This is a genomic window from Mycobacterium sp. 050128 (genome assembly GCF_036409155.1).
Taxonomy (GTDB): domain Bacteria; phylum Actinomycetota; class Actinomycetes; order Mycobacteriales; family Mycobacteriaceae; genus Mycobacterium.
Genome location: NZ_JAZGLW010000001.1, coordinates 949,647 through 975,435 on the forward strand (window position 1 = coordinate 949,647; position 25,789 = coordinate 975,435).

The 25,789-nt window shown below is 67.0% G+C and carries 21 protein-coding genes, 1 tRNA gene and 1 pseudogene; 8 read left to right on the top strand and 15 right to left on the bottom strand.

All coding sequences use genetic code 11. The features are described 5' to 3' along the window. Positions 1 to 89: 89 nt before the first annotated feature. From SKC41_RS04670 to SKC41_RS04680, 3 genes and pseudogenes are all read right to left on the bottom strand, one after another. A complete protein-coding gene (locus SKC41_RS04670) occupies positions 90 to 1,109 on the bottom strand; it encodes a hypothetical protein (RefSeq protein ID WP_330976549.1) in 1,020 nt (339 codons plus the stop codon). A gap of 1,815 nt (positions 1,110 to 2,924) precedes the next feature. Next, positions 2,925 to 3,017: pseudogene (locus SKC41_RS31835) on the bottom strand (hypothetical protein); the annotation flags it as partial. Positions 3,018 to 3,265: 248 nt separating this feature from the next. Next, entirely contained in the window at positions 3,266 to 3,805 is a 540-nt protein-coding gene (locus SKC41_RS04680; protein WP_330976551.1) for an Rv0340 family IniB-related protein, read from the bottom strand. A gap of 273 nt (positions 3,806 to 4,078) precedes the next feature. On the opposite strand from SKC41_RS04680, the gene iniR reads away from it, so the two are divergent. The 4 genes from iniR to SKC41_RS04700 all read left to right on the top strand — a co-directional run bounded on the left by iniR (position 4,079) and on the right by SKC41_RS04700 (position 12,137). Further along, on the top strand, positions 4,079 to 6,469 hold the full coding sequence (gene iniR, locus SKC41_RS04685) for an isoniazid response ATPase/transcriptional regulator IniR (protein ID WP_330978748.1): 2,391 nt from the start codon (positions 4,079 to 4,081) through the stop codon (positions 6,467 to 6,469). 136 nt (positions 6,470 to 6,605) lie between these two features. Further along, positions 6,606 to 9,524 carry a (Fe-S)-binding protein gene (locus SKC41_RS04690; protein ID WP_330976552.1) on the top strand — a complete coding sequence of 973 codons (2,919 nt, stop codon included), beginning with the start codon at positions 6,606 to 6,608 and terminating at the stop codon, positions 9,522 to 9,524. 6 nt (positions 9,525 to 9,530) lie between these two features. Next, a complete protein-coding gene (locus tag SKC41_RS04695; protein ID WP_330978749.1) occupies positions 9,531 to 10,844 on the top strand; it encodes a pyridoxal phosphate-dependent aminotransferase in 1,314 nt (437 codons plus the stop codon). Between the two features lie 21 nt (positions 10,845 to 10,865). Then, positions 10,866 to 12,137 (top strand): YibE/F family protein, encoded by a 1,272-nt coding sequence (locus tag SKC41_RS04700; RefSeq protein WP_330976553.1) that lies wholly within the window; start codon positions 10,866 to 10,868, stop codon positions 12,135 to 12,137. On the opposite strand, the gene rfbA is transcribed toward SKC41_RS04700, so the two are convergent. The 8 genes from rfbA to SKC41_RS04740 form a co-directional block, all read right to left on the bottom strand. Continuing rightward, complete coding sequence (rfbA, locus tag SKC41_RS04705; protein WP_330976554.1) at positions 12,088 to 12,954, bottom strand: glucose-1-phosphate thymidylyltransferase RfbA; 867 nt, start codon at positions 12,952 to 12,954, stop codon at positions 12,088 to 12,090. The genes SKC41_RS04700 and rfbA overlap by 50 nt on opposite strands. A 17-nt stretch (positions 12,955 to 12,971) precedes the next feature. After that, positions 12,972 to 13,322 carry a nuclear transport factor 2 family protein gene (locus tag SKC41_RS04710; RefSeq protein WP_330976555.1) on the bottom strand — a complete coding sequence of 117 codons (351 nt, stop codon included), beginning with the start codon at positions 13,320 to 13,322 and terminating at the stop codon, positions 12,972 to 12,974. Between the two features lie 52 nt (positions 13,323 to 13,374). Then, positions 13,375 to 14,130 carry a maleylpyruvate isomerase family mycothiol-dependent enzyme gene (locus tag SKC41_RS04715; RefSeq protein WP_330976556.1) on the bottom strand — a complete coding sequence of 252 codons (756 nt, stop codon included), beginning with the start codon at positions 14,128 to 14,130 and terminating at the stop codon, positions 13,375 to 13,377. Between the two features lie 29 nt (positions 14,131 to 14,159). Then, entirely contained in the window at positions 14,160 to 15,485 is a 1,326-nt protein-coding gene (locus tag SKC41_RS04720; protein ID WP_330976557.1) for a UDP-glucose dehydrogenase family protein, read from the bottom strand. 89 nt (positions 15,486 to 15,574) lie between these two features. Next, positions 15,575 to 17,134: a DUF7159 family protein gene (locus SKC41_RS04725; protein WP_442931559.1), complete on the bottom strand. Its 1,560-nt coding sequence runs from the start codon at positions 17,132 to 17,134 to the stop codon at positions 15,575 to 15,577. A gap of 153 nt (positions 17,135 to 17,287) precedes the next feature. Next, the gene (locus SKC41_RS04730) at positions 17,288 to 19,363 is read right to left on the bottom strand and encodes a DUF7159 family protein (RefSeq protein WP_330978751.1); all 2,076 of its coding nucleotides are present in this window, start codon (positions 19,361 to 19,363) and stop codon (positions 17,288 to 17,290) included. Between the two features lie 153 nt (positions 19,364 to 19,516). Continuing rightward, positions 19,517 to 20,089 carry a dCTP deaminase gene (dcd, locus tag SKC41_RS04735; RefSeq protein ID WP_330976558.1) on the bottom strand — a complete coding sequence of 191 codons (573 nt, stop codon included), beginning with the start codon at positions 20,087 to 20,089 and terminating at the stop codon, positions 19,517 to 19,519. A gap of 32 nt (positions 20,090 to 20,121) precedes the next feature. Beyond that, positions 20,122 to 20,769 (bottom strand): hypothetical protein, encoded by a 648-nt coding sequence (locus tag SKC41_RS04740; RefSeq protein WP_330976559.1) that lies wholly within the window; start codon positions 20,767 to 20,769, stop codon positions 20,122 to 20,124. Between the two features lie 137 nt (positions 20,770 to 20,906). Here SKC41_RS04740 and SKC41_RS04745 point away from each other — a divergent pair. Beyond that, positions 20,907 to 20,980 (top strand) — tRNA-Gly (locus SKC41_RS04745). Between the two features lie 82 nt (positions 20,981 to 21,062). On the opposite strand, the gene SKC41_RS04750 is transcribed toward SKC41_RS04745, so the two are convergent. From SKC41_RS04750 to SKC41_RS04760, 3 genes are all read right to left on the bottom strand, one after another. Continuing rightward, on the bottom strand, positions 21,063 to 21,428 hold the full coding sequence (locus tag SKC41_RS04750) for a winged helix-turn-helix transcriptional regulator (RefSeq protein WP_330976560.1): 366 nt from the start codon (positions 21,426 to 21,428) through the stop codon (positions 21,063 to 21,065). Positions 21,429 to 21,437: 9 nt separating this feature from the next. Beyond that, on the bottom strand, positions 21,438 to 21,872 hold the full coding sequence (locus tag SKC41_RS04755; protein ID WP_330976561.1) for a tautomerase family protein: 435 nt from the start codon (positions 21,870 to 21,872) through the stop codon (positions 21,438 to 21,440). A gap of 157 nt (positions 21,873 to 22,029) precedes the next feature. Then, positions 22,030 to 22,518 carry a MarR family winged helix-turn-helix transcriptional regulator gene (locus tag SKC41_RS04760; RefSeq protein WP_330976562.1) on the bottom strand — a complete coding sequence of 163 codons (489 nt, stop codon included), beginning with the start codon at positions 22,516 to 22,518 and terminating at the stop codon, positions 22,030 to 22,032. Between the two features lie 256 nt (positions 22,519 to 22,774). On the opposite strand from SKC41_RS04760, the gene SKC41_RS04765 reads away from it, so the two are divergent. Together SKC41_RS04765 and SKC41_RS04770 are read left to right on the top strand one after the other, a co-directional pair. Further along, positions 22,775 to 23,155, top strand: a complete 381-nt coding sequence (locus SKC41_RS04765) for a DoxX family protein (protein ID WP_330976563.1) — start codon at positions 22,775 to 22,777, stop codon at positions 23,153 to 23,155. Further along, positions 23,152 to 24,342, top strand: a complete 1,191-nt coding sequence (locus SKC41_RS04770; RefSeq protein ID WP_330976564.1) for a YceI family protein — start codon at positions 23,152 to 23,154, stop codon at positions 24,340 to 24,342. The genes SKC41_RS04765 and SKC41_RS04770 overlap by 4 nt, the downstream gene beginning before the upstream one ends. Positions 24,343 to 24,380: 38 nt before the next feature. Here the strand turns inward: SKC41_RS04770 and SKC41_RS04775 are convergent, their stop codons facing one another. Next, positions 24,381 to 24,863 (bottom strand): MarR family winged helix-turn-helix transcriptional regulator, encoded by a 483-nt coding sequence (locus tag SKC41_RS04775; RefSeq protein ID WP_330976565.1) that lies wholly within the window; start codon positions 24,861 to 24,863, stop codon positions 24,381 to 24,383. 287 nt (positions 24,864 to 25,150) lie between these two features. Here SKC41_RS04775 and SKC41_RS04780 point away from each other — a divergent pair, with 287 nt between their 5' ends. After that, positions 25,151 to 25,774 (top strand): NADPH-dependent F420 reductase, encoded by a 624-nt coding sequence (locus tag SKC41_RS04780; protein ID WP_330976566.1) that lies wholly within the window; start codon positions 25,151 to 25,153, stop codon positions 25,772 to 25,774. The last annotated feature ends 15 nt before the right edge of the window (positions 25,775 to 25,789 follow it).

Below are 25,789 nucleotides of genomic sequence, written 5' to 3' on the forward strand. Positions count from 1 at the left end.
GGTTCCCCACTTTCTCGCATCTGTGATTACGGTATGCGCGCCAATCGGCGGGGATCAAAAGATCCCCGCCGATTCGCTGTGTCCGCGCGTTACCCGTGCGGGCCGCCGACGTGCGACGGCGACGCGTGGGGCTCCGGCGCGGGTGCGTGCACCGGGGCCGGGGCGTGCGGGGTGCCTTCGAACACCGACGGGCTGTGTGGCGCCGGAGCGTGCTCGACCGGGGCAGGTGCATGCTGCACCGGGGCAGGTGAATGCTCGATCGGCGCATGCTGAACCGGGGCCGGCGAGTGCTGCACCGGGGCCTGCTGCGCCGGCTCATGGATCACCGGACCGCCCACGCTGCCGTGGCCGCCGGCACCGCCCGAGCCTCCGCCCTGGAAGACCGGGCCGGGGTTCGACGGCGGCGTCGCGTGTCCACCGACACCGCCTCCGGCACCGCCGCCGCCCTGAATGACCGGGGCCTGTCCAGCAGGCCCGGCCGGGGCGTGAGCGCCGACGCCGCCACCGCCGGCGACACCGCCGCCGCCACCGAGCGTCGCGCCCTCCTGGCCGAGGATGCCGCCGTGGGCTCCACCGCCGGCACCCGCGTTGATACCGCCGCCGGCTCCGCCGGACGGGAACCCACCGCCGACGCCGGCCCCCGCGGCACCGCTGGCTCCGGCGTGGCCGCCTAGACCTGCGCCGCCGGTCCCGCCGACTTCAGCGTGACTGCCCAAGCCGGCGCCACCGGCAGTGGCCGCAGATTGCGGTGAGGCGTGGCCGCCCAGCCCGCCCTCGCCGCTCAACGAGCCGGTGCTGCGGGCGCCGCCGATACCAAGTCCAGCGCCACCGGCTGCGGCGGCACCGCCTTGACCGCCGACGCCGACACCCCCGAGCGGGCCGGCGACGTGAGGAGTGGCGGCACCGTTGAGCGCTGCGCCCTCGCTAGCGATCAACCCCGCCTGACCGCTCGCGCCCATAGCTGCGTTGCCGCTTACCCCCAGGGCCGCATTACCGCCTGCACCGGCGAGTGTGCCGGCATTGCCGGCACCCGCCAGCTGGCTGCTGGCACCGAGACTTGCCTGGCTCGCCAGAGCCGCCTGGCCGCCGAAGCCAGCTTGACCGACCACGTTGCTGCCGCCGGCAAGTCCACCGCCGGCACCCAACGCGCCGCCCGCCTGACCGCCGGCACCGAAGCCCGCCTGGCTCGCGATACCAGCCTGGCCGCCCAGACCCGCCTGGCTCGCCATACCAGCCTGACCGCCCAGACCCGCCTGGCCACCAGCACCGAAGCCACCACCGAGCTGGCTGCCACCGCCGAAACCACCACCGGCTTGGCCGCCAAAGCCACCACCAACGCCAGCCTGACCACCGGCACCCAAGCCCGCCTGGCTCCCCAGACCAGCCTGACCACCCAGACCCGCCTGACCGCCGGCACCGAAGCCCGCCTGGCTCCCCAGACCAGCCTGACCACCCAGACCCGCCTGACCGCCGGCACCGAAGCCCGCCTGGCTCGCCATACCAGCCTGACCGCCCAGACCCGCCTGGCCACCAGTACCAGCACCGAAGCCACCACCGAGCTGGCTTCCAGCACCGAAGCCACCACCGGCTTGGCCGCCAACTCCAGCACCGGCGCCGAAACCGTCACCGGCTTCACCCCGCAGACCAACACCCGCGTGGCCCGCGGCGTCGCCGCCAAATCCGCCACCGCCGTTGAATCCAGCACCAGCACCGACCGCGGTGCGACCACCAAGACCAGCCTCACCACCAAGACCAGCGCCGCCACCGAACCCAGCGCCACCCTCAAGTCCACCGCCGGCCCGCAGCCCAACACCCTCACCGAAACCAGCGTGGCCACCAAGACCGCTCTCACCACCAAGACCAGCGCCGCCACCAAACCCAGCGCCACCCTCAAGTCCACCGCCGGCCCGCAGCCCAACACCCTCACCGAAACCAGCGTGGCCACCAAAGCCGCTCTCACCACCGACGCCGATGCCGGTGCGACCACCCAGGCCGACCTCACTGGCCAGACCGAAACCGGTATGTCCGCCAAAGCCGCCACCGAGGCCAAGGCCACTCTCGCCGCCGAGACCAAGGCCTGCGCGGCCGCCGAATCCGGTCTGTGCACCCAAACCGATGCCCGTCAGGCCGCCGCCGCCGAGACCAAGGCCCGTGTGTCCGCCAAAGCCACCTCCAAGACCCAGGCCGGCGTTGATCCCAACGCCCAGACCAAACTCGCCGCCGAAGCCGGTACCGAAGCCGGTGCCATGGCCGAATTCGCCGAACCCAGGCCGGTCACCCCAACCATGTCCCCAGCCAGGTCGGTCGTCACCCCAACCATGTCCGAACCCAGGCCGGTCACCCCAACCATGTCCCCAGCCGGGCCGGTCGTCACCCCAGCCATGTCCCCAGCCAGGCCGCCCGTCACCCCAACCATGTCCCCAGCCGGGCCGGTCGTCACCCCAACCATGTCCCCAGCCAGGCCGCCCGTCACCCCAACCAGGTCCGAAACCGGCACCATACCCGCCGGTGCCGGGACCAAAGCCCCAACCGGGCTGCAGGCCAAACCCGCCGTACCCGGCGCCGTAAAGTCCGCCATCGACAGCACCGAGCAGTCCGCCCCCAACGTCGCCGACAATCGCGCTTCCCAGGCCGAGAACCGCGCCGGCGCCGTCGGCAACCGGGGCAATCGCGTCACCCACCAGGGCGCCCGCGTCCTGGGCAACTTCGCCGACAAGGCCGGCGGGACCGTACCCGTAACCCGGGTCGTAGCCGCCATAGCCTTGGTCGTAGCCATAGCCGTCATAACTCGGGGCAAAGCCGTACTGGTCGGTCAGCACTTGCTGCAACCCCCCGATCGGGTCGCCCGCGCCAAGGGGCACACTCGGGAGAGCGCTGGCCACTGCGGAAGAGAACTGCTCCGGAGCCACGTTGACCAAGCCTGCGTCGGTCATGGCTTGCCCGGGACCCGCGACGAAAGCGCGGGCCGCGTCCGGGTTGCCAAACAAATCCTCGATGTATTGGATCAGCCGGTCCATGATTGATTCCCCTCCAAATCCCCTGCGCCGGATCGACCGGCGTTCTGCAATACACGCTATGGATTCCACCCCTGCCCGGAATCGGGGACGGATCCCCCAGCTGATCGGTGCCCCATCGGGATCCGTGGGGGCATCCCGTTAGGGGATTAGGGGATATGCGGGGTAACCCCAAGGCGCCACAAAAGACCCCTATCGGACAGTGTTAGCGCAGCTCGGGGCCGCAGGATTCGACTGCGGCAGCCGAAGAATCAGCCGTGCAGGCCGAAGTCGTGGTGTTCGGGCGCGCCGGGGTGCGGGTGGGTGACCTGGTGATCCCACAGGCTTAGATCGTGGGCCGGGACTCCCTCGTAATCGACCGGGTGATCTGGCGTTTCAGACCCCGTGAGCTGCACCGATGCCCCCGGAGAGTCAATGCCGAAGGGCCGCGGATCGGCCAACGGCGGGACGGGTGCGAGGGTCGACGGCGGATGGATCACGCTGCTCGCCGGCCCATGCGAATCGACGACCCCCGTGGGGGCGTGCGGCGTGAATGCATCCAGGGCGGCCGCCGCCGCGCCGCTTGCCCAGACGTTTGCGTGATCGGGGGCGGGCACGCCCGAGGCAGGACCGGCGGAAGTGCCCATCGACAGCGAATCCGTCACCATTGGAATCAGGTTATTCACATCGGCGCTGGTCACATCGGTAAGATGGGCATCCGCGATGGACTGCGCGGGGTTGGCCGCGTACCGCGCCGCAGCATCGGGGTCGCGCACCAGCGAGATCACGAAGTCGAGCAGTGAGTTTGCCATCGGGCACACCTCCTCGCCGTTCGCTACCCGTGCCGGCGGCATCCACAGGGACCGCCCAGTCAATTACCACGATGCTATCGGCCCGACCCAGCGCTGTGATCGGTGCACAACCCACCAGCCGCCCGTTGGCATTAGGGGGTGTTGCTTTAGGGGAATCGCGCGGCTACGGGGATGGCTACCCGGATACGGGGGTTGGTGCGGCTATGGTGAAAAAACTGCTCTTGACCACCAGCGCAGCACCGATTAGGGGGACTCGACGTGAGCGACTCCCCTATGTTCGAAGAAGTCATCCGGGCCCTGGCGGACGCGTCGACGACTCCGGTCAAGCTCGTGATCGCTGGCGGTATCGGGACCGGCAAGACCACCGCCCTGGCCGTCGCCCGCGACGCGCTGCGGGGTGCCGGGCTGACCGTGCTCACCCGCCCGCCCCAGGTCGGCGATCCGCCCGACGCCGCGCTGGTGATCGATGACGCTCACCTGCTGTCCGAGCCCGAACTGCTCAGCCTCACCGAGTGCGTCACCGACCCGCGGACCACGGTGGTGGTGGCCGCCGAGTCGCAGGAGCGCCTGCGGGATCTGACCGTGGCGATGGAACGGGATCGACCGCCGATATCGGTGGGCCCCCTTCCCGTCGACGAAGTCCTTCTGGCATGCACCGCGGGAATCCCGTTTCTGGTGCACGCAACGTCCGAGGGCACGCACGCCCCGGCGCAGGCAGCCACCTTCGCGCTGATCGCGCGATTGCGTCGGCTCGACGAATCCGACCTGGACACGCTTCTCATCATGTCGCTGGCCCAAGAGCTAGGAGCAGCTGATGTGGCTGCCGCACTGGGCATTTCGGCGACAGACGCACGCCAGCTGGTCGATCGGGCCCGCGCCAGCGGGCTGATCGAGCCCTCGCACTCCCCGGAATTCCTTCAGCTGGTCCACGCCGCCATCGCCCAGATCGTCGGCAATGCCCACCACCGCGAGGTCGAAACTGCGCTGCTGCGTTCGCAACTGGACATGTCGACGGTTTCGCTGCCGTTCGCGTTGCGGCTCGCCGAACACGGACTCAAGGACAATCGGCTAGCGGCCATCCTCACCGGGCAAGCCGCGGAAGCACGTGGCGAATCTGCCAGGGCCGCAAGGCTTTACCAGGCTGCCGTTGAAGCCGGCGCTGAAGGGTTAGCATCGCGGCTAGCCGACGCGCTGGCCCGCAACGGAGACTGCGCCGCCGCGGCAGCACTGGCCGACGAGCTGCTGAGCTCACCTGATCCCGCCGAACGCGCTGCAGCGGTCCGGATTTCGGCCAGTGTTGCAGCCCATGAGGGCAACGCGAATCAGGCGGCGGAATTGTTCGGCTGGCTGGGCCCGCACCCGGACGCAGTGGTCGGGGCGGCCGCCGCCATCACGCTCGCCTCGACCGGTGATCTGGTGACGGCGCGTGCCGCGCTGCGCCTCAAGGACGCCGGCCCGCCGACGATGGCCGCCCGCACCGCGCGCAGTCTGGCCGAGGGGCTGCTGCTGACGATGGACCAGCCCTATCCGGCCGCGATGACGAAACTCGGCCAGGCCATCGCGGCCGAACAGACTATGAGCGAAATCATTCCGGACAGTCCGGCCGCGCTGGTGACCCTGGCCGCGATCCATGGCGGCGATCCGGTCCGCGCCCGCAGCGTGATCGGCCGCGCCGTGCGCACCGGCGGTGACGCACTGTTTGCGCCTCGGCACACCTTGCTGTCCGGCTGGATCAAGATGCAGGACGGGCAGCTGCCGTCGGCCAGCGCGGACGTCGCGGCGGTCGGTTCGGCGGGGTTGTTACACCGGCGCGACGCATTGTGGGCGGCGGCCCTGCAGACGGCGATCGCGCGTCGCAGCGGCGATACCGGCACGCTTCAAAAGCATTGGTACACAGGCATGGAGGTGCTGTCCGAGTACTCCATCGACCTGTTCGCGCTGCTGCCGTTGGGCGAGTTGTGGGTGGGTGCCGCCCGGATACGGCAGGTCGAACAGCTGCGCCATGCCCTGGATCAGGCGTTCACCCTGCTGGAATCGCTGGGCAATCCGATCTTGTGGTCAATCCCACTGCATTGGGCCGGCGTGCACGCGGGAATCCTGGCTAACGCGCCGGATTTGGTTGCCCCGCACGGGCAAGCCCTCGGTGCGTCGGCCGGATCCAGCACCCTGGCGCAGGCTCTGTCGGGTTCCGGCCGTACCTGGCTGCGGGTCCTGGCCAACCAGGTCGACGCCGACGAGGTCACCGCGTCGGCCCGGGCGCTGTCGCATGTCGGCCTGACCTCCGACGCCACCCGGCTGGCCGGGCAGGCCGCGCTGCAAACACCCGACGGCAAGGTGTCCGGCGCGATGCTGCAGCTGGCCCGGGATCTCAAGTTGGGCGCGGCCCCGGGCGACATTTCCACCGGGCTGTCCCGCGACGAGCCCGACGGCGCGGCGCCGTCGCCGTCCCATCAGCCAACCTCGGGATCGCCGCTGTCACACCGCGAACGCGAAGTCGCCGAACTCCTACTGCTGGGGATGCCATACCGCGACATCGGCGCCCAACTGTTCATCTCGGCGAAGACCGTTGAGCACCACGTCGCCCGTATTCGCCGCCGGCTGGGCGCTGGCTCACGCTCGGAAATGTTGTCTATGTTACGTGCCATGCTGGCCCCGGAAGGCTAAGCCGCAGGTCAAAGGCTTTCGCGAAGCTCAGTTAGGGCAACCTTTCTCGCGGCGTTAGCAGCCCAGATGTCACTATGAGCTAGCAAAGATCGAACGGATTTTCGTTGAGCGACGATGCAATGGGGAGAGACCTTCGGTGACCACGCAAACGATCATCAGATTGGTGTTGGGGCTGGGCCTGACCGCGATCGTGGCGTTCTTCGCACTCAAACGCGTCTGGTGGCTGTACCGGCTGGTCATGTCCGGACAGCCGGTGAGCGGTCGCACCAACGACATCGGCACCCGCATCTGGACGCAGATCGCCGAGGTATTCGGTCAGCGCAAGCTGCTGAAGTGGTCGATCCCCGGCCTTGCGCACTTCTTCACTATGTGGGGCTTCTTCATCCTCATCACGGTGTACATCGAGGCATACGGCACTCTGTTCCAACCCAACTTCCATATCCCGATCGTCGGCCGCTGGGATGCACTGGGTTTCTTGCAGGACTTCATTGCGCTCGCCGTGCTGGCCGGCATCATCACGTTCGCGATCATCCGATTGCGCAGTGAGCCAAAGGAACACGGCCGTTCGTCACGGTTCTACGGCTCCCACACCGGCGGCGCTTGGCTGATTCTGTTCATGATCGCGCTGGTCATCATCAGCTTCGCGATCTTCCGCGGCTCCTCTGTCGTCACCGGCAACTTCCCGTACGGCCGAGGTGCGTTCTTCTCGCACGCCATGGGCGCACTCATGCAACCGCTGGGCGTGACTGCTAACGAATGGATCGAGACCTTCGCTCTGCTGGCTCACATCGCGGTGGCGCTGTTCTTCTTGATCATCGTGCTGCACTCCAAGCACCTGCACATCTTCCTGGCGCCAATCAACGTCACCTTCAAGCGCCTGCCCGACGGCCTCGGTCCGCTGCTGCCGATGGAATCCGGCGGCAAGCCGATCAACTTCGAAGATCCAGGCGAGGACGACGTTTTCGGTCGCGGCAAGATCGAGGACTTCACTTGGAAGGCGAACCTCGACTTCGCCACCTGTACCGAGTGTGGGCGCTGCCAGTCGCAGTGCCCCGCCTGGAATACCGGAAAGCCGTTGTCGCCCAAGCTCGTCATCATGGACCTGCGCGATCACTGGATGGCCAAGGCGCCCTACATCCTGGGCGAGAAGACCGCCGAGCCGCTGGAGGGTCTGGACCTCGAGACGGTCGAAGAAGAAGGCCACCACGTTCCGGAGTCCGGCTTCGGCCGCGTTCCCGGCCACGGACCCGAGCAGGTGGCGCGCCCGCTGGTCGGCACTGCCGAGCAGGGCGGTGTGATCGATCCCGACGTGCTGTGGTCGTGCGTGTCCTGTGGCGCCTGCGTCGAACAGTGCCCGGTGGACATCGAGCACGTGGATCACATCATCGACATGCGCCGCTACCAGGTGATGATGGAGTCGGAGTTCCCGTCCGAGCTGTCGGTGCTGTTCAAGAACCTCGAGACCAAGGGCAACCCGTGGGGCCAGAATGCCGGTGACCGGACCAACTGGATCGACGAGGTCGACTTCGACGTCCCGGTCTACGGCGAGGACGTCGAAAGCTTTGACGGCTACGAGTACCTGTTCTGGGTGGGCTGCGCCGGCGCCTACGACGACAAGGCCAAGAAGACCACCAAGGCCGTCGCCGAGCTGCTGGCCATCGCCGGGGTGAAGTTCATGGTGCTGGGCACCGGGGAGACCTGCAACGGTGACTCCGCGCGCCGGTCCGGCAACGAATTCCTGTTCCAGCAGCTGGCCGCGCAGGCCGTCGAGACGCTGGACGGGGTCTTCGAGGGCGTGGAAACCGTCGACCGCAAGATCGTGGTCACCTGCCCGCACTGCTTCAACACAATCGGCAGGGAATACCGCCAGCTGGGCGCGAACTACAGCGTGCTGCACCACACCCAGCTGCTGAACCGCTTGGTGCGCGACAAGAAGCTGGTGCCCGTAACGCCTGTCTCGCAAGACATTACGTATCACGACCCTTGCTACCTGGGCCGCCACAACAAGGTGTACGAGGCGCCGCGTGAGCTGATCGGCTTCGCCGGGGCGAACCTCACCGAGATGCCGCGGAACTCCGACCGCAGTTTCTGCTGCGGCGCCGGCGGTGCGCGCATGTGGATGGAAGAGCACATCGGCAAGCGCATCAACCACGAGCGCGTCGACGAAGCGCTGGCCACCAACGCCGCGACGATCGCGACCGGGTGCCCGTTCTGCCGCGTGATGGTCACCGACGGTGTCAACGACCGGCAGGAAGAGGCCGGCCGCAGCGGGGTCGAAGTGCTCGACGTGGCGCAGATCCTGCTGGCGTCGCTCGAGTACGACAAGGCGACGCTGCCGGAGAAGGGCACGGCCGCAAGGGAAGCTACGGAAAAGGCCGGCGAGCGGGCCGCGAAGGCCGAGCCCAAGGCCGCTGCCCCCGCCGCCACGGCACCGGCGGAGGAGGCGCCCGCGAAGACTGCGGAGCCCGCGGCCGCCGAGCCCGAGCAGCCCGCCAAGTCCGCAGCGCCGGCGAAGGGGCTGGGTATCGCCGGCGGTGCCAAGCGCCCCGGTGCCAAGAAGGCCGCGGCCCCGGCAGCAAAAGCACCGGCCGCCGCGGCCGAGGAAAAGACGGAAGCCAAGACGGAAGCCGCGCCCGCCAAGGGCCTGGGCATGGCCGCCGGCGCCAGAAAGCCGGGCGCCAAGAAAGCTGCCCCAGCCGCCGCGGCACCAGCGGCCGAAGCCACGCCGGAGAGCACGGAGGCCGCCGAACCGAAGGCCGAGGACACGACCGACGCCACCGAGGCTGCGGAACCCAAGGCGCCGGCCGCGCCCGTCAAGGGCCTGGGCATCGCCGCAGGGGCCAAGCGTCCGGGCGCCAAGAAGACCGCGGCGTCGGCGGCCCCAGCCGCCGAAGCGAAGGCAGAGGCACCCGCGCCCGTCGAGCAAAAGTCCGAGGCCAAACCCGAGCCGAAACCGGAGCCGTCCGACGACACCAACGGTGACGCGGCGCCCACAGCAGCCCCTGTTAAGGGGCTCGGCATCGCACGCGGGGCCCGCCCCCCGGGGAAGCGCTGATCACAGATTGGCCTCTATCAGCAAAAATCGGTAGACGGCGATGGCACCATTGGTGATGTGACCACTCACCAGGTGCCCGTGCACAGCCCCGGCCACCACCGGCAGCGGACCTTCGCGCAGTCGTCCAAGCTTCAGGACGTTCTGTACGAAATCCGCGGCCCGGTGCACCAGCACGCTGCGCGGCTCGAGGCCGAGGGCCACCGCATCCTCAAGCTCAACATCGGCAACCCGGCGCCATTCGGCTTCGACGCGCCCGACGTGATCATGCGCGACATGATCCAGGCGCTGCCCTACGCGCAGGGCTACTCGGATTCGCAGGGCATCCTGCCGGCCCGGCGCGCGGTGGTCACCCGCTATGAGCTGGTCGACGGCTTCCCGCGTTTCGACGTAGACGACGTCTTCCTGGGCAACGGGTGCTCCGAGCTGATCACGATGACGCTGCAAGCCCTGCTCGACAACGGCGATCAGGTGCTGATTCCGTCCCCCGACTACCCGTTGTGGACGGCGTCGACATCCCTGGCGGGCGGCACGCCGGTGCACTACCTGTGCGACGAGACCCAGGGCTGGCAGCCCGACATCGCCGACATGGAGTCGAAGATCACCGAGCGCACGAAAGCGCTGGTTGTGATCAATCCGAACAACCCCACCGGCGCCGTGTACAGCCGTGAAATCCTCACCCAGATCGTCGAGCTGGCACGCAAGCACCAGCTGCTGCTGCTGGCCGACGAGATCTACGACAAGATCCTCTACGGCGACGCCAAGCACATCAGCCTGGCCACGCTCGCGCCGGACCTGCTGTGCCTGACCTTCAACGGTCTGTCGAAGGCCTACCGGGTGGCCGGGTACCGGGCCGGCTGGCTGGCGATCACCGGGCCCAAGGACCACGCCGGCAGCTTCATCGAGGGAATCAGCCTGCTGGCCAACATGCGGCTGTGCCCGAACGTGCCTGCCCAGCATGCGATCCAGGTCGCCCTCGGCGGTCACCAGAGCATCGACGACCTGGTGCTGCCCGGCGGCCGGCTGCTCGAGCAACGTGACGTCGCATGGACCAAGCTCAACCAGATTCCCGGGGTGTCCTGTGTCAAGCCGGATGGCGCGTTGTACGCGTTTCCGCGGCTGGACCCCGAGGTCTACGACATCGAGGACGACGAACAGCTGGTCCTCGACCTGCTGTTGCAAGAGAAGATCCTGGTAGGCCAGGGCACCGGCTTCAACTGGCCGGCCCCCGATCACCTGCGCATCGTGACCCTGCCGTGGGCACGTGATCTGTCGGCGGCGATCGAACGGCTGGGCAACTTCCTGACCGCCTATCGGCAGTAAGCCGCCTCTACGGTGGAGCGGGTGACCCATTCGCACTCGCACAACCTGTCGTCAGGACCGTCCCCGCTGGGACCGCTGCCCGCCAAAATCGTCGTGGGGCTGTTGGTCGCGATCGGGATAGCCGTGATTGCCGGTGCGGTGTTGTTGTGGCCGAGCCGCCAACATGTCGACATCCCGATGCCGTTTCAGAGCGCGACCGGCGGGGCGGTAACCACCGAGCGCGCGCATGTGCTGTCCAGCGGGCTGGCCGACTGCGGCAGCCCATCGGCCAGTCAGGTGCTCACCACGGCTCCGCAGCCGGGGACGCCGGGCGCGGGACGATGCGTAGAGACCTTGGTCGCAATCGACTCGGGGCCGAATGCCGGCGCGAAAACCCTGTTGGAGTTCTCGCCCGGTCCCGGCCAGCCGCAATTCAAAGCGGACGACCACATCCGGGTGGTGCGCCAGGTCGACCCGCAAGGCGCCACCACGTACGCGTTCTACGACTTCGAGCGCGGCTGGTCGCTGGTGGGGCTGGCCCTGGCCTTCGCATTGGTCATCGTCGCGGTCGCGCGCTGGCGCGGGTTGCTGGCGCTGGTCGGTATCGTGGTCGCGTTTCTGGTGCTGGTGGTCTTCTTGCTGCCGGCGCTGCGTGACGGCGCGCCCGCGGTTCCGGTGGCCCTGGTGGCGTCGGCGGCGATCCTGTACGTGGTCATCTACCTCGCCCACGGAGTCAGCCTGCGCACCAGCGCCGCCCTGCTCGGCACTTTGTCGGCGTTGCTGTTGTCCGCCGGATTATCCTGGGGGGCAATCGAATTAGCGCATTTGACCGGGCTGTCGGATGAACAGAATTCGGCGGTCAGCGCGTATCTGGGCAGTGTGTCGATCAGTGGGCTGCTGCTCGCCGGATTCATCATCGGCTCGCTGGGTGTGCTCAACGATGTGACGGTGACGCAGGCGTCGACCGTCTTCGAGCTCGCCCATGTCGGCGGCAACACCTCGCGGCGGACGATCTTCCTGAGCGCAATTCGGGTGGGGCGCGATCACATTGCCAGCACCGTCTACACGCTGGTGCTGGCGTACGCCGGCAGCTCGCTGCCGCTGCTGTTGCTCTTCAGCGTCGCAAATCGATCGCTGAGCGACGTGTTGATCAGCGAGAGCGTGGCCATCGAACTCGTGCGCTCCGCGGTGGGCGGAATTGCGCTCGCGCTGTCGGTGCCGTTGACCACGGCGATTGCCGCCGTGCTGGCCAAACCGGGCGAGCTCAGCCCCGCTCCATCATCTCCAGCAGGTAGCCGCCATACCCGGACTTGAGCAACGTGCGAGCACGAGTGGCCAGCTCGTCGTCGTTGATCCAACCCCGCCGCCACCCAACCTCTTCGGGCACACTGACTTTCAGGCCTTGCCGTCGTTCCAGGGTGCGCACGAAGTCACTGGCATCGAGCAGCGAGTCGAAGGTTCCGGTGTCCAGCCAGGCGGTGCCGCGGGCCATCACCTCGACCGCAAGCCGGCCGCGGTTCAGATAGATCCGGTTGACGTCCGTGATCTCGTACTCGCCGCGTGCCGACGGCTTCAGGCTCTTGGCAATTTCGATGACGTCGTTGTCGTAGAAGTACAGCCCGGGCACCGCGTAATTCGACTTCGGCGTGGCCGGTTTCTCCTCTAGTGACAACGCCAGGCCGTCGGGGCTGAATTCGACTACACCGTAGGCCGACGGGTTGGCCACCCAGTACGCGAAAATCGCTCCACCGTCGATGGATTGGAAGCGATCAAGGCTGGTGCCCAGTCCCGGACCGTAGAAGATGTTGTCCCCCAATACCAAAGCCACCGAGTCATTGCCAATGTGCTTGTCGCCCAGGACAAAAGCCTGTGCCAGGCCGTCGGGGCTCTCCTGCTCGACATAGCTGAGGTTGATGCCGAACTGCGAACCGTCGCCCAGCAGTCGCTGAAAGCCGGCCGCGTCGTGCGGGGTGGTGATCACCAAAATGTCGCGGATTCCGGCCATCATCAAGGTGGACAACGGGTAGTAGACCATCGGCTTGTCATAGACCGGCAGCAACTGCTTGCTGATGCCCATCGTGATCGGGTGCAGGCGCGTGCCCGAACCGCCGGCCAAGATGATTCCGCGCATGTAGTGGCTCCTAAGTCCTAGGTGACGAGGTCGGCCTGGGTGAGTTCGGTGGCGGCCAGCGCCGACGCTAAGTCCTGATGACGGAACACCGACGTGACCTGGTCGTGGACAACGCGGAACGCCAACGCGCCGGGAGCGCCGCCCGCTTGTTCGGCGACCACGACGCCGTCGTGCACGTACATCTTGCCGAGTTCGGTGGTCGCGGGGTTGGAGGAGGCCCAGGTGCGCAGCGCTTCATGGCCCTGCGCTGCTCCGTGCGCGTCACCCAGGTCGATGTCGTCGCTGGATAGGGCCGCCAAGGTCTCGATGTCCGCGCTGACGAGAGCGTCGTGCCAAGCCAGCACGGTGGCAATCTCGGATGTGGTCATGGACTAAAAATTACCGTGTACCACTTCTCAGCACGTCGTTTCCCCGACGTTGCTAGAGAGGCGTGCGCTGCAGCCAGGTTTGCCAGACGACGTCGTCGCCGAACATCTCGATACCGGTGTCGCCGAGCTGAGTTCGACGCGCCATCGCCAGCAACAAGTCGGTGGCACCACCGCGTAGCGCCGCACTGCCCTTGCCGTGCTCGTGTGACCAGACGACGCCGCCGTCCGCGACGCTGATCGTCCATTCACCGGCTTCGCCCAGCCCGGGGTCGGTCGCGTGCAGGTGCAGGGTGTGGCCCTCTTCGAGCGGCAGCGGGGCGCCATTGCTGCCGGCCTGGACCGCGATGCGCTCGAGGAACTCGGTGATCCCGTCGGCCGCGACGGCGGGATCGAGGGTGAATTCGCGCCCGAGCGCGATGGCCGCGTCGGCGCGATGTACCGACGTCTCGTGCAGTCGGCGTCGGATCCACCAATTCGCTGGGCGCTCACCGAGAAAGGTCCATACCGGTGTCTGGACGCCGGACAGCTCGACGGCGTCGAGCAGGCGTTGGGCTCCGCCGTGCAACCAGGAGATCGCGTCGGCGGGATCCGGTGGCGGCTTGCCGCCTTCGACACTGCGGACGTCGGGCGGCTGGTCGAGTCGTTCGCGCACGATTTGGGCCGCCCAGCGATCGCCGCGGCCGACATGGCGGAACAGCTGCTTAAGGCTCCACTCCGAACAGGTCGGCACCGGCAGCGATTCGTCGACATCGCGGAAAAGCTCCGAAAAAGACCGGTTTTCGTCGACGAAGGCTGCGGCGTAGTCCACGCGATCAGGCTACTCGCCAAGGGTGCGATCTAGGGACGTCGCGCCCCGAGCCGGAACACCTTCCAGCCCGCCTGCGTCCAGCGCTCGACGTCCAGGCAGTTGCGGCCGTCGACCACGACGCGGGCCCGCACCCGGTCGGCGAGGTCGTCCGGGTCTAGATCGGTGAATTCCTGCCACTCGGTCAGCACCAGGACCGCGTCCGCGCCCTCGCAGGCCTCGGTCACCGACACCGCGTAGTTCAGCGTCGGGAACAGGCGGCGCGCGTTTTCCAGGGCTTTCGGGTCGTAGACGTTGACCGCGGCCCCGTTGAGCTGCAGCTGACCGGCGACGTTGAGCGCCGGTGAGTCCCGGACATCGTCGGACTCGGGCTTGAAAGCCGCTCCGAGCACGGCGATGTTGGCGCCCAGCAGCGAACCGCGGCACGCCGCGGTGGCCAGCTCAACCATCTTGGTGCGCCGGCGCATGTTGATGCTGTCCACCTCGCGCAGGAACGTCAGCGCCTGGTTGGCGCCCAGCTCACCGGCGCGGGCCATGAAAGCTCGAATGTCCTTGGGCAGGCAGCCACCGCCAAAACCCAAGCCCGCGTTCAGGAATTTACGCCCGATGCGGGAGTCGTACCCGAGCGCATCGGCGAGCAGCGTAACGTCGGCCCCCGCGGCCTCACAGACCTCGGAGACTGCGTTGATGAACGAGATCTTGGTCGCGAGAAAGGCATTGGCTGAAACCTTAACCAATTCCGCTGTCTGCAAATCGGTTACGAGGAAAGGCACACCGGCGGCGAGGATTGGTGCGTACAACTCGCGGATGACGATCTCTGAACGCAACGAATCCTGTTGGATACCAAGCACAATGCGGTCCGGCTCTAAGGTGTCATGCACCGCGTGTCCCTCACGCAGGAACTCCGGATTCCATGCGATTTCGACGTCGACCCCCGCGGGCGCCAGCGCAGCGGCGCGCACGCCGAGCTCGGCCGCAGTGCCCACTGGCACAGTCGATTTGCCGACCAGGACGGCCGGCCTGGTCAGTCGGGGTACGAGGTTGTCGATGACGGCGTTGACGTGGCTGAGGTCGGCGCCGTACTCGCCCTTCTTTTGCGGCGTACCGACGCCCAGGAAGTGCACGTCGGCGAATTCGGCCGCCAAGTCGTAGTCGGTGGTGAATCGTAATCTGCCGGTAGCCAGGTTGTCGGTCAACAACTCTCGGAGACCGGGCTCGTAGAAGGGGATGTCACCCGCGGCGAGCTTGGCGACCTTACCTGGGTCGATATCAACCCCGACGACCTCGTGTCCCAGCACAGCCATGCCGACTGCGTGCGTAGCACCCAGATATCCAGTGCCGAAGACGGTGCATCGCATACCACCGTGTGTAGGTGGCCGCGATGAGCTAACTGCATCGCTGTGTTGAGCGGGAGGCAAACGGGAGGTGACAGCTGGCTCTCGGAGACCTAATGGCGGCCAAACCCGCCGTGTCCGCCGCCGAAACCACCATGACCGCCGCCACCACCACCGGGGAAGCCGGGAAGGCCGCCGCCACCGTGACCGCCGCCGCCGGGGAAGTCCCCGCCATGGCCGCCGCCGGGGAAGCCACCAACGCCGGGACCTTGGTTACCGGGGAAGCCACCACCGCCGCGGCCTTGGTTGCCCGGGAACCCACCACCGCCGGGCCCAATCGGCACGCCGGGCACACCGATAACCGGAGGTATCGGCAACGGGATCGGGACGGGAATCGGCGCCACGGGCGCGGGAGCCGGGGCCGCCGGCACCGGAACCGGCGCGGGTGCGTCGGGTATCGGCGCAGGTGCGTCCGGGACCTGGACCGGAACCGGCGCCGGAGCGTCGAGTATCGGGGCCGGAGCGGGCGCCTGAGGAACAGGCGCCGGAGCCCGGATCGGGGCCGCCTCGGGCGCGGGAGCCGCAGGAGCCGGTGCGGGCGCGGCGGGCGCCGGAGCCGCAGGCGCCGGTGTGGCGGGGGCGACGATGTTGTGGCTGGGAACGGGCTTCACCCCGGCCGTCGGCCGGATCGCGACCGCCAGCGAAACAACCAGCGCCGCCACCCCGACGATGAAGATCGACGCCACCACACTGCCTACCAGCCCAAACGACCTGCGTTCCGGGTAGTCGGTTTCGTGGTAGTCGGTGAGTGAGGTGGCGGCGGTGTGCTCGCCTGTGTAGGCGTCGACATAGCTCTCGGGAACGGCGCTGTACGCCAACGCACCCTCGCCGGAGTCCGGGCTGTCGAAATAACCTGGGGCGATCGCGAAGGGGTCGATGGCACCGGTGCCGGGGTCCTGCGCGTAGGCCTGTGCAGCGGTGGACGAGGCGAACAGCGGCGCGTGGGCCGACGCCAGGGCGGCGCCGCGAGCCAGCGCGGTGTCGGGCTCCTCGGGCATAGCCAGCGGGAGCGTCGTCGCGGCCTCCAGGGCCGGCTTGATCAGCGGAACATCGACGCCGGAGCCCACCACGAATACCGCGCCCGGACGGGTATCCAGGGTCTCAGCCTCGGACACCATCGTGGCCAGTTGTGCGACCGCCGCGTCATCGTCTTCGGGCAGGGGCTGACGATGCACATCGGCGATCGACCCGTCGGCGGTGTCGACAAGCGCCAAGGTCGCGGTGTCGGGTTCGATGAACAGCAGCGCGGTTTGCGCGTAATTGGTTTCGTTGCCGACCGCCTGCGCCAGGGCGGCCGCGGCCAGGAAGGCCGAGACCAACATCACATTCTCGACCTTGTGCGCGGCCAGTGCGTCGCGCAGAGCGGCCGCCTCGATGGGGTCGGTCCAAGTGACCCCGGTCGACGTCAGCTGGTAGCCGCCCTGGGCCGCACCCTCCTGGGTTCCCAGGATCGCCGAAACCACCTGATCCGCAGCGCTCGTCGTGGCCGCATCGTCGTCGGAAGCGACGTCGAAATTGTCTTCATCGACGGTGGCGCCATCGCCATTTTCGCCTTCGACCAGAACCATCCGGACTGCCGTCGGCGCCATCGACACCCCCAATACGGTGTCCAATGCCCCTCCCCGATGTCGTTTGCTAGACAGTGCTGTGGAGGACGTCGTCATCGCAGGCTCCGGCTACCTCGAGACGGCGCGAGTCCCCACCCTGTATTCCCCTAGCGACCCGATTTTACGCACCTTTGAGCGCGGTCGCGCGGGTCGAGATGGCTAGTGATGGCCACCGCCGCCACCACTACTGCCGCTGTGACCGCCGCCAAAGCCGCCGCCACCGCCACCGCCGCTGTGACCGCCGCCGCCACCGAGTCCGCCGCCTCCGCCGAGGCCACCTCCGCCGCCTCCGCCGAGACCACCTCCCCCACCGAGGCCGCCGCCGATGGGACCGCCGCCGTGACCACCTCCACCGAACGGACCACCACCTGACGGACCACCACCAATCGGGCCACCACCAATCGGTCCGCCGCCTCCGCCGAGGCCACCTCCGCCACCGAGTCCGCCGCCGATGGGACCGCCGCCGATAGGTCCGCCGCCGTGGCCTCCTCCGCCGAACGGACCACCACCAGCCGAACCGCCAGAACTGGGTCCGCCGCCTACAGGACCGCCACCGATCGGGCCACCGCCGATAGGACCGCCACCGTGGCCAGGCCCGCCACCGAACGGTCCGCCGCCGGCGGGACCACCCGAACCGTGGCCACCGCCGCCGGAACCCGTGCTAGGCGGAGGAACATGCCCACCACCAGGACCACCGGGACCCCAGCCGGGAAAGCCTCCCGGGCCGCCACCGTTGGCACCACCCGAACCCGAACCAGGCGGCGGAACGTGCCAACCGCCCTGGCCGCCAGGGCCAGATTCGGGAGGAGCCTGATGCGGCGGTGACTGCGGTACCGACGCCGGTGGCTCCGGGATGTGCACCGGCGACGGTTGCTGCACCACCACCGGCGACGGTTGCTGCACCACCACCGGCGGCGGTTGCTGCACTACCACGGGTGGCGGCACCGGTCGCGGTGGCGCCTGGATCACCGGCGGAGTCATCAGCCATTCCGGAGCTGGCATGCGGATCTGGGGCACCGGGATCGGCACCAGGACCGGAGCCGGCACCACCGGAGCAATCGGAGCAGGAGCCGCGGGTAGTGGCGGCAAAGCGGCGGGAGCCGGAGCGGCCGGCAGCGGTGCCGCCAACGCCGGATGCAACGGCTTGGGCGCCGCGGCGGGGGCGGGCAAGACGATCTTCGGCTGAGCGACCGACGCCTCAGCCGGCGGGGGCGCGGAGGCCGGTTGTGTTGGCACGATGAGGTTTTGGTTGGGACTGGGCTGCACAGCGACGTTCGTGGTGCGGATGCCGATGGCCAGTGCGATCTCCAGTGCGACCACCGCGCTGACGGCGACCACCGCCATCCCACTGCCGACCAACAGCACCGGCCTGCGACGCGGCTGGCCTAGGTCCGGGCCGCCCAAGTCGGACGGATCGATCACGACGGTTGGCGCGTCGGCATCCTCGTCGGACACCAGGCTGTAGGCGAGCTCATCGCGTCCGAGCGTCGCGTCGGAAAGGTACGGCACGCCAAGGTATTCGGGCCCGGCAGCCGGATGGACGACGCCGGTGCCCGGGTCTTGCGCGTAGGCCAGCGCCGCCGTCGACGATGCGAACAGCGGCGCGTTGGCCGATGCCAGCGCGGCCCCTAGGGCCAGCGCCGTCTCGGGCTCTTCCGCCGCGTTCACGGTCAGCGCGGTCGCGGAATCCAATGCCGGCGTGATCGGGCCGACGTCGACGCCCGATCCGACCACGAACACCCCGCCGGGAGGTGTCTCCAGCTCATCGAGCCAGGAGATCATTCCGGTGAGTTGCGCGGTGGCCTCGTCGTAGGACTCGGCGATGATCTGTTCCTTGTAGACGTCGGTGATGGACCCGTCGGAGGTCTCGACGACGGCCAGCGTCGCGGTGTCGGGCTCGACGAACAGCACTGCCGTGGTGTCGTAACCCATTGCGCCGCCGACGGATTGACCGAGTGCGGCGGCGGCGAGGAACGACGAGACCAGCATCACGTTCTCGAGCTTGTAGGAAGCCAGCGCGTCGCGAAGCACGGCTGCGTGCAACTGGTCGGTCCACGTCACGCCGATCGAGGACAGCTCCAGCCCGGCATCGGCGGCTCCCTCGCGGGTGCCAAGAATCGCGGAGATCACCCGATCGGAAACGGCTGCGGGTTGGGTGTCGTCGGCTGCGCCCAGGGGAAACTGATCCTCTTCCACCAGGGCGCCGTCGGCGTTCTCGCCCTCGACCACGATCATCTGAACCGAAGTCGGTGCGATTGACACCCCGAGCACGATATCCACGAAGAACCACTCCAAAAGCGTTGCGCGACAAGCCACGCCCGGACCGGAAGAAACGACCCCGACTACTACATACTTCCTTAGAAAGACTGAGTGGGCAGCCCGCCGCAGCTATGTAGTTCTTATGAAGTTCTCGTAGGAGCGAGAAGGTGTCGGTCCGCGCTGGCCCTGGTACTTCGAACCAACCCGGGAACTGCCGTAGGGGTGTTCAGCTGGGCTGGTCAAACGCAGGATGCACAGCTGACCGATCTTCATGCCTGGCCATAACGTGATGGGCAAGTTGGCGACGTTGGACAGCTCGAGGGTGATGTGACCGGTGAAGCCGGGATCGATGAAGCCGGCGGTCGAGTGCGTCAGCAAGCCGAGGCGGCCCAGCGACGACTTGCCTTCCAGACGCCCGGCAAGGTCGTCGGCCAACGCGACCTGCTCCAGGGTCGAGCCAAGCACGAACTCGCCCGGGTGCAGCACGAACGGCTCCCCTTCGGCGGGTTCCACCAGGCTGGTCAGTTCGTCCTGCTGCTTGGCGGGGTCAATGTGGGTGTAGCGGGTGTTGTTGAACACCCGGAACATCCTGTCGAGGCGAACGTCGACGCTCGATGGCTGTACAAGAGTGTCGTCGAACGGGTCGATGCCCAACCGGCCGGAAGCGATTTCAGCCCTGAGGTCACGATCGGAGAGCAGCACGCGACGAGCCTATCTGCTGCGTTGTCCCGTGTTCAGTCGGCGAGGTACGTTTCGCCACCCTTGGGGTAGCCGCCCCCGGTCGTCGTGACGTGGACGTGGTCGTAGTGGCCGAGCCTGCTCGTTTGTGCGCCGTTGGGCGTGTAGTAGACGCCGCGCCAAATCGCGTCCTGGATGCCGAATCGGTTCGCGTTCTTCAGCACGTAGGCGACGATCGCGTTGCCCAGCGCAATGCCCTGCGCGCTCTCGGGGTTCGGAATCATCACGTCCAGCGCCAAGCCGAGAGGATGCCAGGGCAGCGGATCCGGTCGCACACCGCCGATTTCGTGAATCTCGGGGAATGTAGCGCTGATGGCGCGCGACGCCAGGATCGTGCGCACCTGCAGGCCCTGTTCCGAGCAGAGCCCGACGGGCAAGAAGCGGGATCGAACGTGATACCGGGATGCCATCGGCTGGCGATCGGGGGCACCGGCGGCTGCGAAGCTATGCGGCAAGTTCGTTTCCGCCGCGACTATTTCCAATCGGCTCGGAGCGACGTCACCAATAACGGACTTTGCTTCCGCAGGAGTGACGAATGGGCCGACGTCTCCGGACACCGCGAAGATGACTGCGGCAGGGGCCAGCATCGCTGCCAGGGCAACCGGCGACTTCCGCCGCTTCTTGGCTAACCTGTGCCGGCCCACTCACGGCACATTACGGCATGATAACGAAAGAATAAATGTGAGCATTTTAAATTTCAGTGGATAGCCGCAATTCCGCGTCGGCATTCGACAGTCGCGGCTGGTTGCGCACCCGGATGCTAGCCTTCTTGGGCAACCGCGCCGATGTAGTTCAATGGCAGAACATCAGCTTCCCAAGCTGAATACGCGGGTTCGATTCCCGTCATCGGCTCCATAAAACCGCAGTTCAGTAACCGCGGCGTTCAGCCGCCGATTCCGCACAACGCGCTGCGCGCGATGGAGTGGCGCCAAAGAGTTCAGTCGACGGACGTCGGCCACTCCACTTCCTCGGGGTTCACCCACTTCAATGCCCACCTGTTGAGTTCGAGCAGGACCGCGCCAAGCTCGACGCCTTTCTCGGTGAGCTGGTATTGAATTCGCACTGGACGGCCGTCGCCGAGGGTACGTTCGACAAGCCCGGCCGCCTCAAGATCCTTGAGTCGTTGAGACAGCAGTCGGTCGGTCATGTTCGGGATGGCCGAAGAGATCTCGCCAAACCGCGCCGGCCCAGCCACCAGCACGCGCAGAATCAGCGCGGCCCATCGCTGGCTCAGAATGTCACCGGCCACTGCGTAGTACGGGCAGTACGGGAGCCAGTCCTTACTGCCTGGCACGCGTGTCATTTGGGCATGCTACGTGGAGACGTTCCATCCGAGCGCTGCCAGCTTGTCGCTGTTTTCGCTCATCCACTGCGCTTCCTCGCCGGGCTGGGGGAACATCAGTCCGGCCTCCATTGCATTCTCGGCAGGAGTTTCCTTGATCGCGACCAGCAGTTGGGCTTCGTTCTGACCCGTCGCCTCGGTCCAAATCCCACTCAGTTCCCGCAGCAGTGCCTGGCGGGTGTCCAAGTCGCGGCCCGCCCGGATCTCTGCGGCAATGAACGAATTCTGGGACGGCTGGCCGCCGGTGAACAACTCACCGCTGACGTACTCCGAGAACAGCACGTTGACGAAAGCTGCTGGTGCGCCGGTGACTTCGCAGTGTAAGCGGGTTATGTCCTCCGCGATGCGGGCGCGGGCCTGGGCGGACAGCCGCCCCGCAGAGCTGACACATTGATACACGGGCATAGCGGACCTCTCGCGGGAACCGGGCGGCGGGGATAGGTCGATCAACATGAACAGTGCCCACCCGGTGCATCGGGAGTACCGCCAACGCTAACCGCTATCTTTAAGTAACCCTGCTATTAAATCGATAGTGCAATGAGAGCGCAAGTGCGAGACCCGGCTAACCCGACTCGGCGATCCGATCGGTGATGGCCTGGGCCGCTCTGCCGAGCCTGATCAGATCAGCCTTCGTCAACGGCTCCACCACCAGTTCGCGCACCTTCGCGACGTGCAAGGGGGCCGCCGCGACGACGCGCCGCCATCCCGCCTTCGTGAGCTCGACCACGCTCACCCTGCCGTCCTCGGCACAGACGCGCTTCACCACCAACCCGTTGCCCTCAAGGCGACTGACCACGTGCGACAACCGCGACAACGAGGAGTTCGCGCTGGCGGCAAGCTCCGACATCCGCAGCGTCCTCTTGTCGGCCTCCGAGAGATTCGCCAGCACGAGGTACTCGAACGTCGTCAGTCCGGTGGTGCGCTGCAGATCGCTTTCCAGAGCCGCTGGAAGCTCCATCATCATCGAGAGGAGTTGACGCCACGCCCGCTGCTGGTCGTCGTCGAGCCACACCGTTTCGGGTTGACGACGCTCACGCTCGGACCGCGTCACCGCGACGACCCAATGGTTTCCGATCGCCCAGCTGTCATCCGGACCTCCTCCAGCTTGCAGGATAGTTCAACCTTCAACCTTCAACCTTCAACGGCGCCGGCGCGGCAACCAACCCACGGCACGGGTGGTCCGCATCAACGTGAGAGCGAGTCCGATGCGAGACGCCATTAGTTGACGCATCAAATTAATGCCTGTAGGTTAATTGATGCTTCAACTAATGGCCCTGTTCGTACACACACGTCTTCGAGGAGCCAACGTGAACATCGCGGTATGGATCGCGTCCGGATTACTCGCCGCCGCATATCTTTTTGTCGGTGGTATGAAAGTGCTGACGCCCAAGAAGCGCCTGGCGGACAACCCTTCCACGGCTGGCGCCGCCGAGGCGTTGTCTGCGACGTCGATCAAACTCATTGGCGGCGTAGAGGTGGCCGGCGCTCTCGGCCTGATCCTCCCGTGGCTCACCGGCATTGCACCCATCCTGACGCCCGCCGCAGCCGTCGGCCTGGTGCTGCTGCAGGTGGGCGCGGCGGTGTTCCACGGCCGACGCGCCGAGTACAAGCAGTGGCCCGTGAACGCCGTATTCCTAGCCCTGGCGGCCTTTATCGCGGTCGTTCGGATCGCGGAGGTCGTGCGATGACCAGCACCGTGAAGTACGCCATCGTGGGCACCGGCACCGTCGGCACGGTTCTGGCGCAACACTTTTCCGATCACCAGGTCCCAGCACTCTGGGCCAACACGCGAGGCCCGGAGACGATCGACGTCACCGAACTGTCCGACTCGATCACGCCGGCCACCCTGGACGCGGCCCTGGATGCCGACGTGGTCATCCTGTCGATCCCCTTCCTTCAGGTCCGCGAGCTGGGTCGGCGCCGTGCCGACTGGTCCGGCAAGATCGTCGTCGACGCGACGAACGCTTTCCTGGTGCCCGAGGCCAAGGAGATCCTCGGCGACCGCCTGTCGACTGATTTCAACGCCGAGGCCTTCCCCGGCGCCGCGGTGGTCAAGTCGTTCAACCAAACCGCCGCAAGGCAATTCGCCGAGAAGCGTCCACCCGAGTTCGGGAAACGCGTCGTTTTCGTCTCCAGCAACGACTCCGCGGCGAGCGCTGTGGTAGCCGGGCTGTGCACCGATCTCGGCTTCGCCCCGATCGAACTCGGACGCATCGACGAGGGTGGCGTACTCATCCAGGCCCGCAATGCCCTGGTCTTGCGGAATCTCTACGAACTGCCGTCGGAACGCGAGCAGAGCACCGAGGTCACCTCAACCGTCGAGCGCAAGCTCACCCCCGGCACGGGGACGATCGACCCCGTCCATTCGTCCATCACCTTCTCGATTCGCCACCTGGTGATCGGCAAGGTACATGGGCGATTCGATGACTTCTCCGGCGTGATCACGGTGCCCGAGAACGGAACTCCGAGCGTCTCGGTCACCATATCGGTCGGATCGGTGAACACCGGCAACCCGGACCGCGACCACCACCTACGGGCCCCCGACATCTTCGGCGTCGACCAGTTCCCCGTCGCGACCCTCGTCTCGACCGGTATACACGGCGTCGGGAAGGACGACTGGGTGCTCGAGGCCGATTTCACCCTGCGCGGAACTAGCAAACGCGTACCACTGGCGTTTTCGTTTCTGGGCGTGAGCCCGGGCATGGGTCGCGGTGAGGTGGCGGGGTTCGAAGGTGTAATCAAGCTCAAGCGTAGCGATTTCGGCGTCCTGACCGACACTCCCGTGCTATCTGGAGGCGGGCTAATGGTCGGAGACACCGTTGAGGTCACCGTTTCCGTGGAAGCGGTCAGGGAATCCTCCACGCCGCTGGGATGAGGTGGCGAAGCCCAGGCGCGCGTGGCCGGCGAACACGGTTATAACGGTTCGGCGTCGGCGGGGGAGTCGTGATTTGTGGCCAGGTGGTGCAGGATTCGTTCGTTGAGGGTGGCGAGCATGTCGAGCTCCGCCGGAGTGAGCAGGTCGATGAAGTTGCGGTGGACGTCCTCCACGTGCCGAGGTGCCGCCTTCTCAATGGCGGCGCGGCCGCCCGGCAGTAGGCAGACCATGGTGCTGCGCGCGTCGTCGGGGTTGGGCTCGCGGCTGATCAGTCCGTCTTTCTGCATGCGCCGCAGTTGGTGGGAGACCCGGCTCTTTTCCCAGCCCAGGGTGTTGCACAGGTCCCGCGCGGGCATGCGGTCCCCGGCGTGAGCCGAGAGCACTTCGAGGACCGCGTAGTCGGCCCCGGACAGGCCCGATGCCTGCAGGCCCCGGTTCAGGCGCACGACTAGTTGATGATTCGCGTAGATGAAGGCTCGCCATGCACGGTCTTCGCGAGCGTTCAGCCAGTTGGTTGCCATCGGCCCTGATACTACCCCAATTGGTTGACGCATCACCCCCGATTTTTCGTACCGCCCGAACCGATCGTTAGCCGGCGCCACCAGCATGCGACTCCCCGTCGGCCTCGGTTGAGATGCGCGACGAGCTCATAATCCGCATAAACCGAGGTCAGCCTGGCCCTTCATCACGGGGGTTGCGCCCGTTCGGCGTTATCGGCTCCGTTCTACCTCGTTGGTTGACGCATCATCAATCTTGATTTATGGTTGAGTCATCAACTTTATGTTCGTCAACCGAGAGGGGATATCCCATGAGCAGCATCAGCATCATCGGCGTGGGCACCATGGCCAACGCTCTGGCCCAGCGCGCCCTCGCGAGCGGCAACGCCGTCGAGATCATCGGACGCGACACGGCCAAAGCCAACGAATTGGCCGCCACGCTCGACGGCGCCACCGTCGGGACGGCCGGAACCGCGCCAGCCGGCGACATCGTCATTCTCGCCGTGCCGTACGCCAGCGCGGCGGATGTGGTCAGCGCGTACGGGGACGCTCTGAACGGCAAGATTGTCATCGACATCACCAACCCCGCCAACTCCGATATCTCGGGCTTGGTCACCCCCGAGGGCAGCTCCGGGGCTCAGGAGATCGCCAAAGCCGCTCCGGCCGGCGCGCATGTCGTCAAGGCGTTCAACACCCTGTTTGCCAACGTGCTCTCTGCGGCCGAGGGCCGTTCGCTAGATGTGTTCATCGCCGGCGACGACGCGCAGGCCAAGGCCCAAGTATCGGTGTTCATCGAGAGCCTGGGACTGCGTCCCATGGATGCCGGGCCGCTGCCCCTGGCGCAGGCATTGGAGAACGCGGGCCTGCTGGAAATGAACCTGACGAACACCCTCAAGCACACCGACTTCGCCCTGGGCATCACGGTTCTGGACTGAACTACCGACGCCTCC

What these genes read in the sequence shown, in the direction of transcription:
- SKC41_RS04720 (WP_330976557.1), bottom strand. Translation starts at nt 15,485, where the DNA reads ATGCGATGCACCGTCTTCGGCACTGGATATCTGGGTGCTACGCACGCA.
- rfbA (WP_330976554.1), bottom strand. Translation starts at nt 12,954, where the DNA reads ATGCGCGGAATCATCTTGGCCGGCGGTTCGGGCACGCGCCTGCACCCG.
- SKC41_RS04770 (WP_330976564.1), top strand. Translation starts at nt 23,152, where the DNA reads ATGACCAGCACCGTGAAGTACGCCATCGTGGGCACCGGCACCGTCGGC.
- SKC41_RS04730 (WP_330978751.1), bottom strand. Translation starts at nt 19,363, where the DNA reads ATGATCGTGGTCGAGGGCGAGAACGCCGACGGCGCCCTGGTGGAAGAG.
- SKC41_RS04775 (WP_330976565.1), bottom strand. Translation starts at nt 24,863, where the DNA reads ATGGCAACCAACTGGCTGAACGCTCGCGAAGACCGTGCATGGCGAGCC.
- iniR (WP_330978748.1), top strand. Translation starts at nt 4,079, where the DNA reads ATGTTCGAAGAAGTCATCCGGGCCCTGGCGGACGCGTCGACGACTCCG.
- SKC41_RS04780 (WP_330976566.1), top strand. Translation starts at nt 25,151, where the DNA reads ATGAGCAGCATCAGCATCATCGGCGTGGGCACCATGGCCAACGCTCTG.
- SKC41_RS04755 (WP_330976561.1), bottom strand. Translation starts at nt 21,872, where the DNA reads ATGCCCGTGTATCAATGTGTCAGCTCTGCGGGGCGGCTGTCCGCCCAG.
- SKC41_RS04710 (WP_330976555.1), bottom strand. Translation starts at nt 13,322, where the DNA reads ATGACCACATCCGAGATTGCCACCGTGCTGGCTTGGCACGACGCTCTC.
- SKC41_RS04750 (WP_330976560.1), bottom strand. Translation starts at nt 21,428, where the DNA reads ATGACACGCGTGCCAGGCAGTAAGGACTGGCTCCCGTACTGCCCGTAC.
- SKC41_RS04680 (WP_330976551.1), bottom strand. Translation starts at nt 3,805, where the DNA reads ATGGCAAACTCACTGCTCGACTTCGTGATCTCGCTGGTGCGCGACCCC.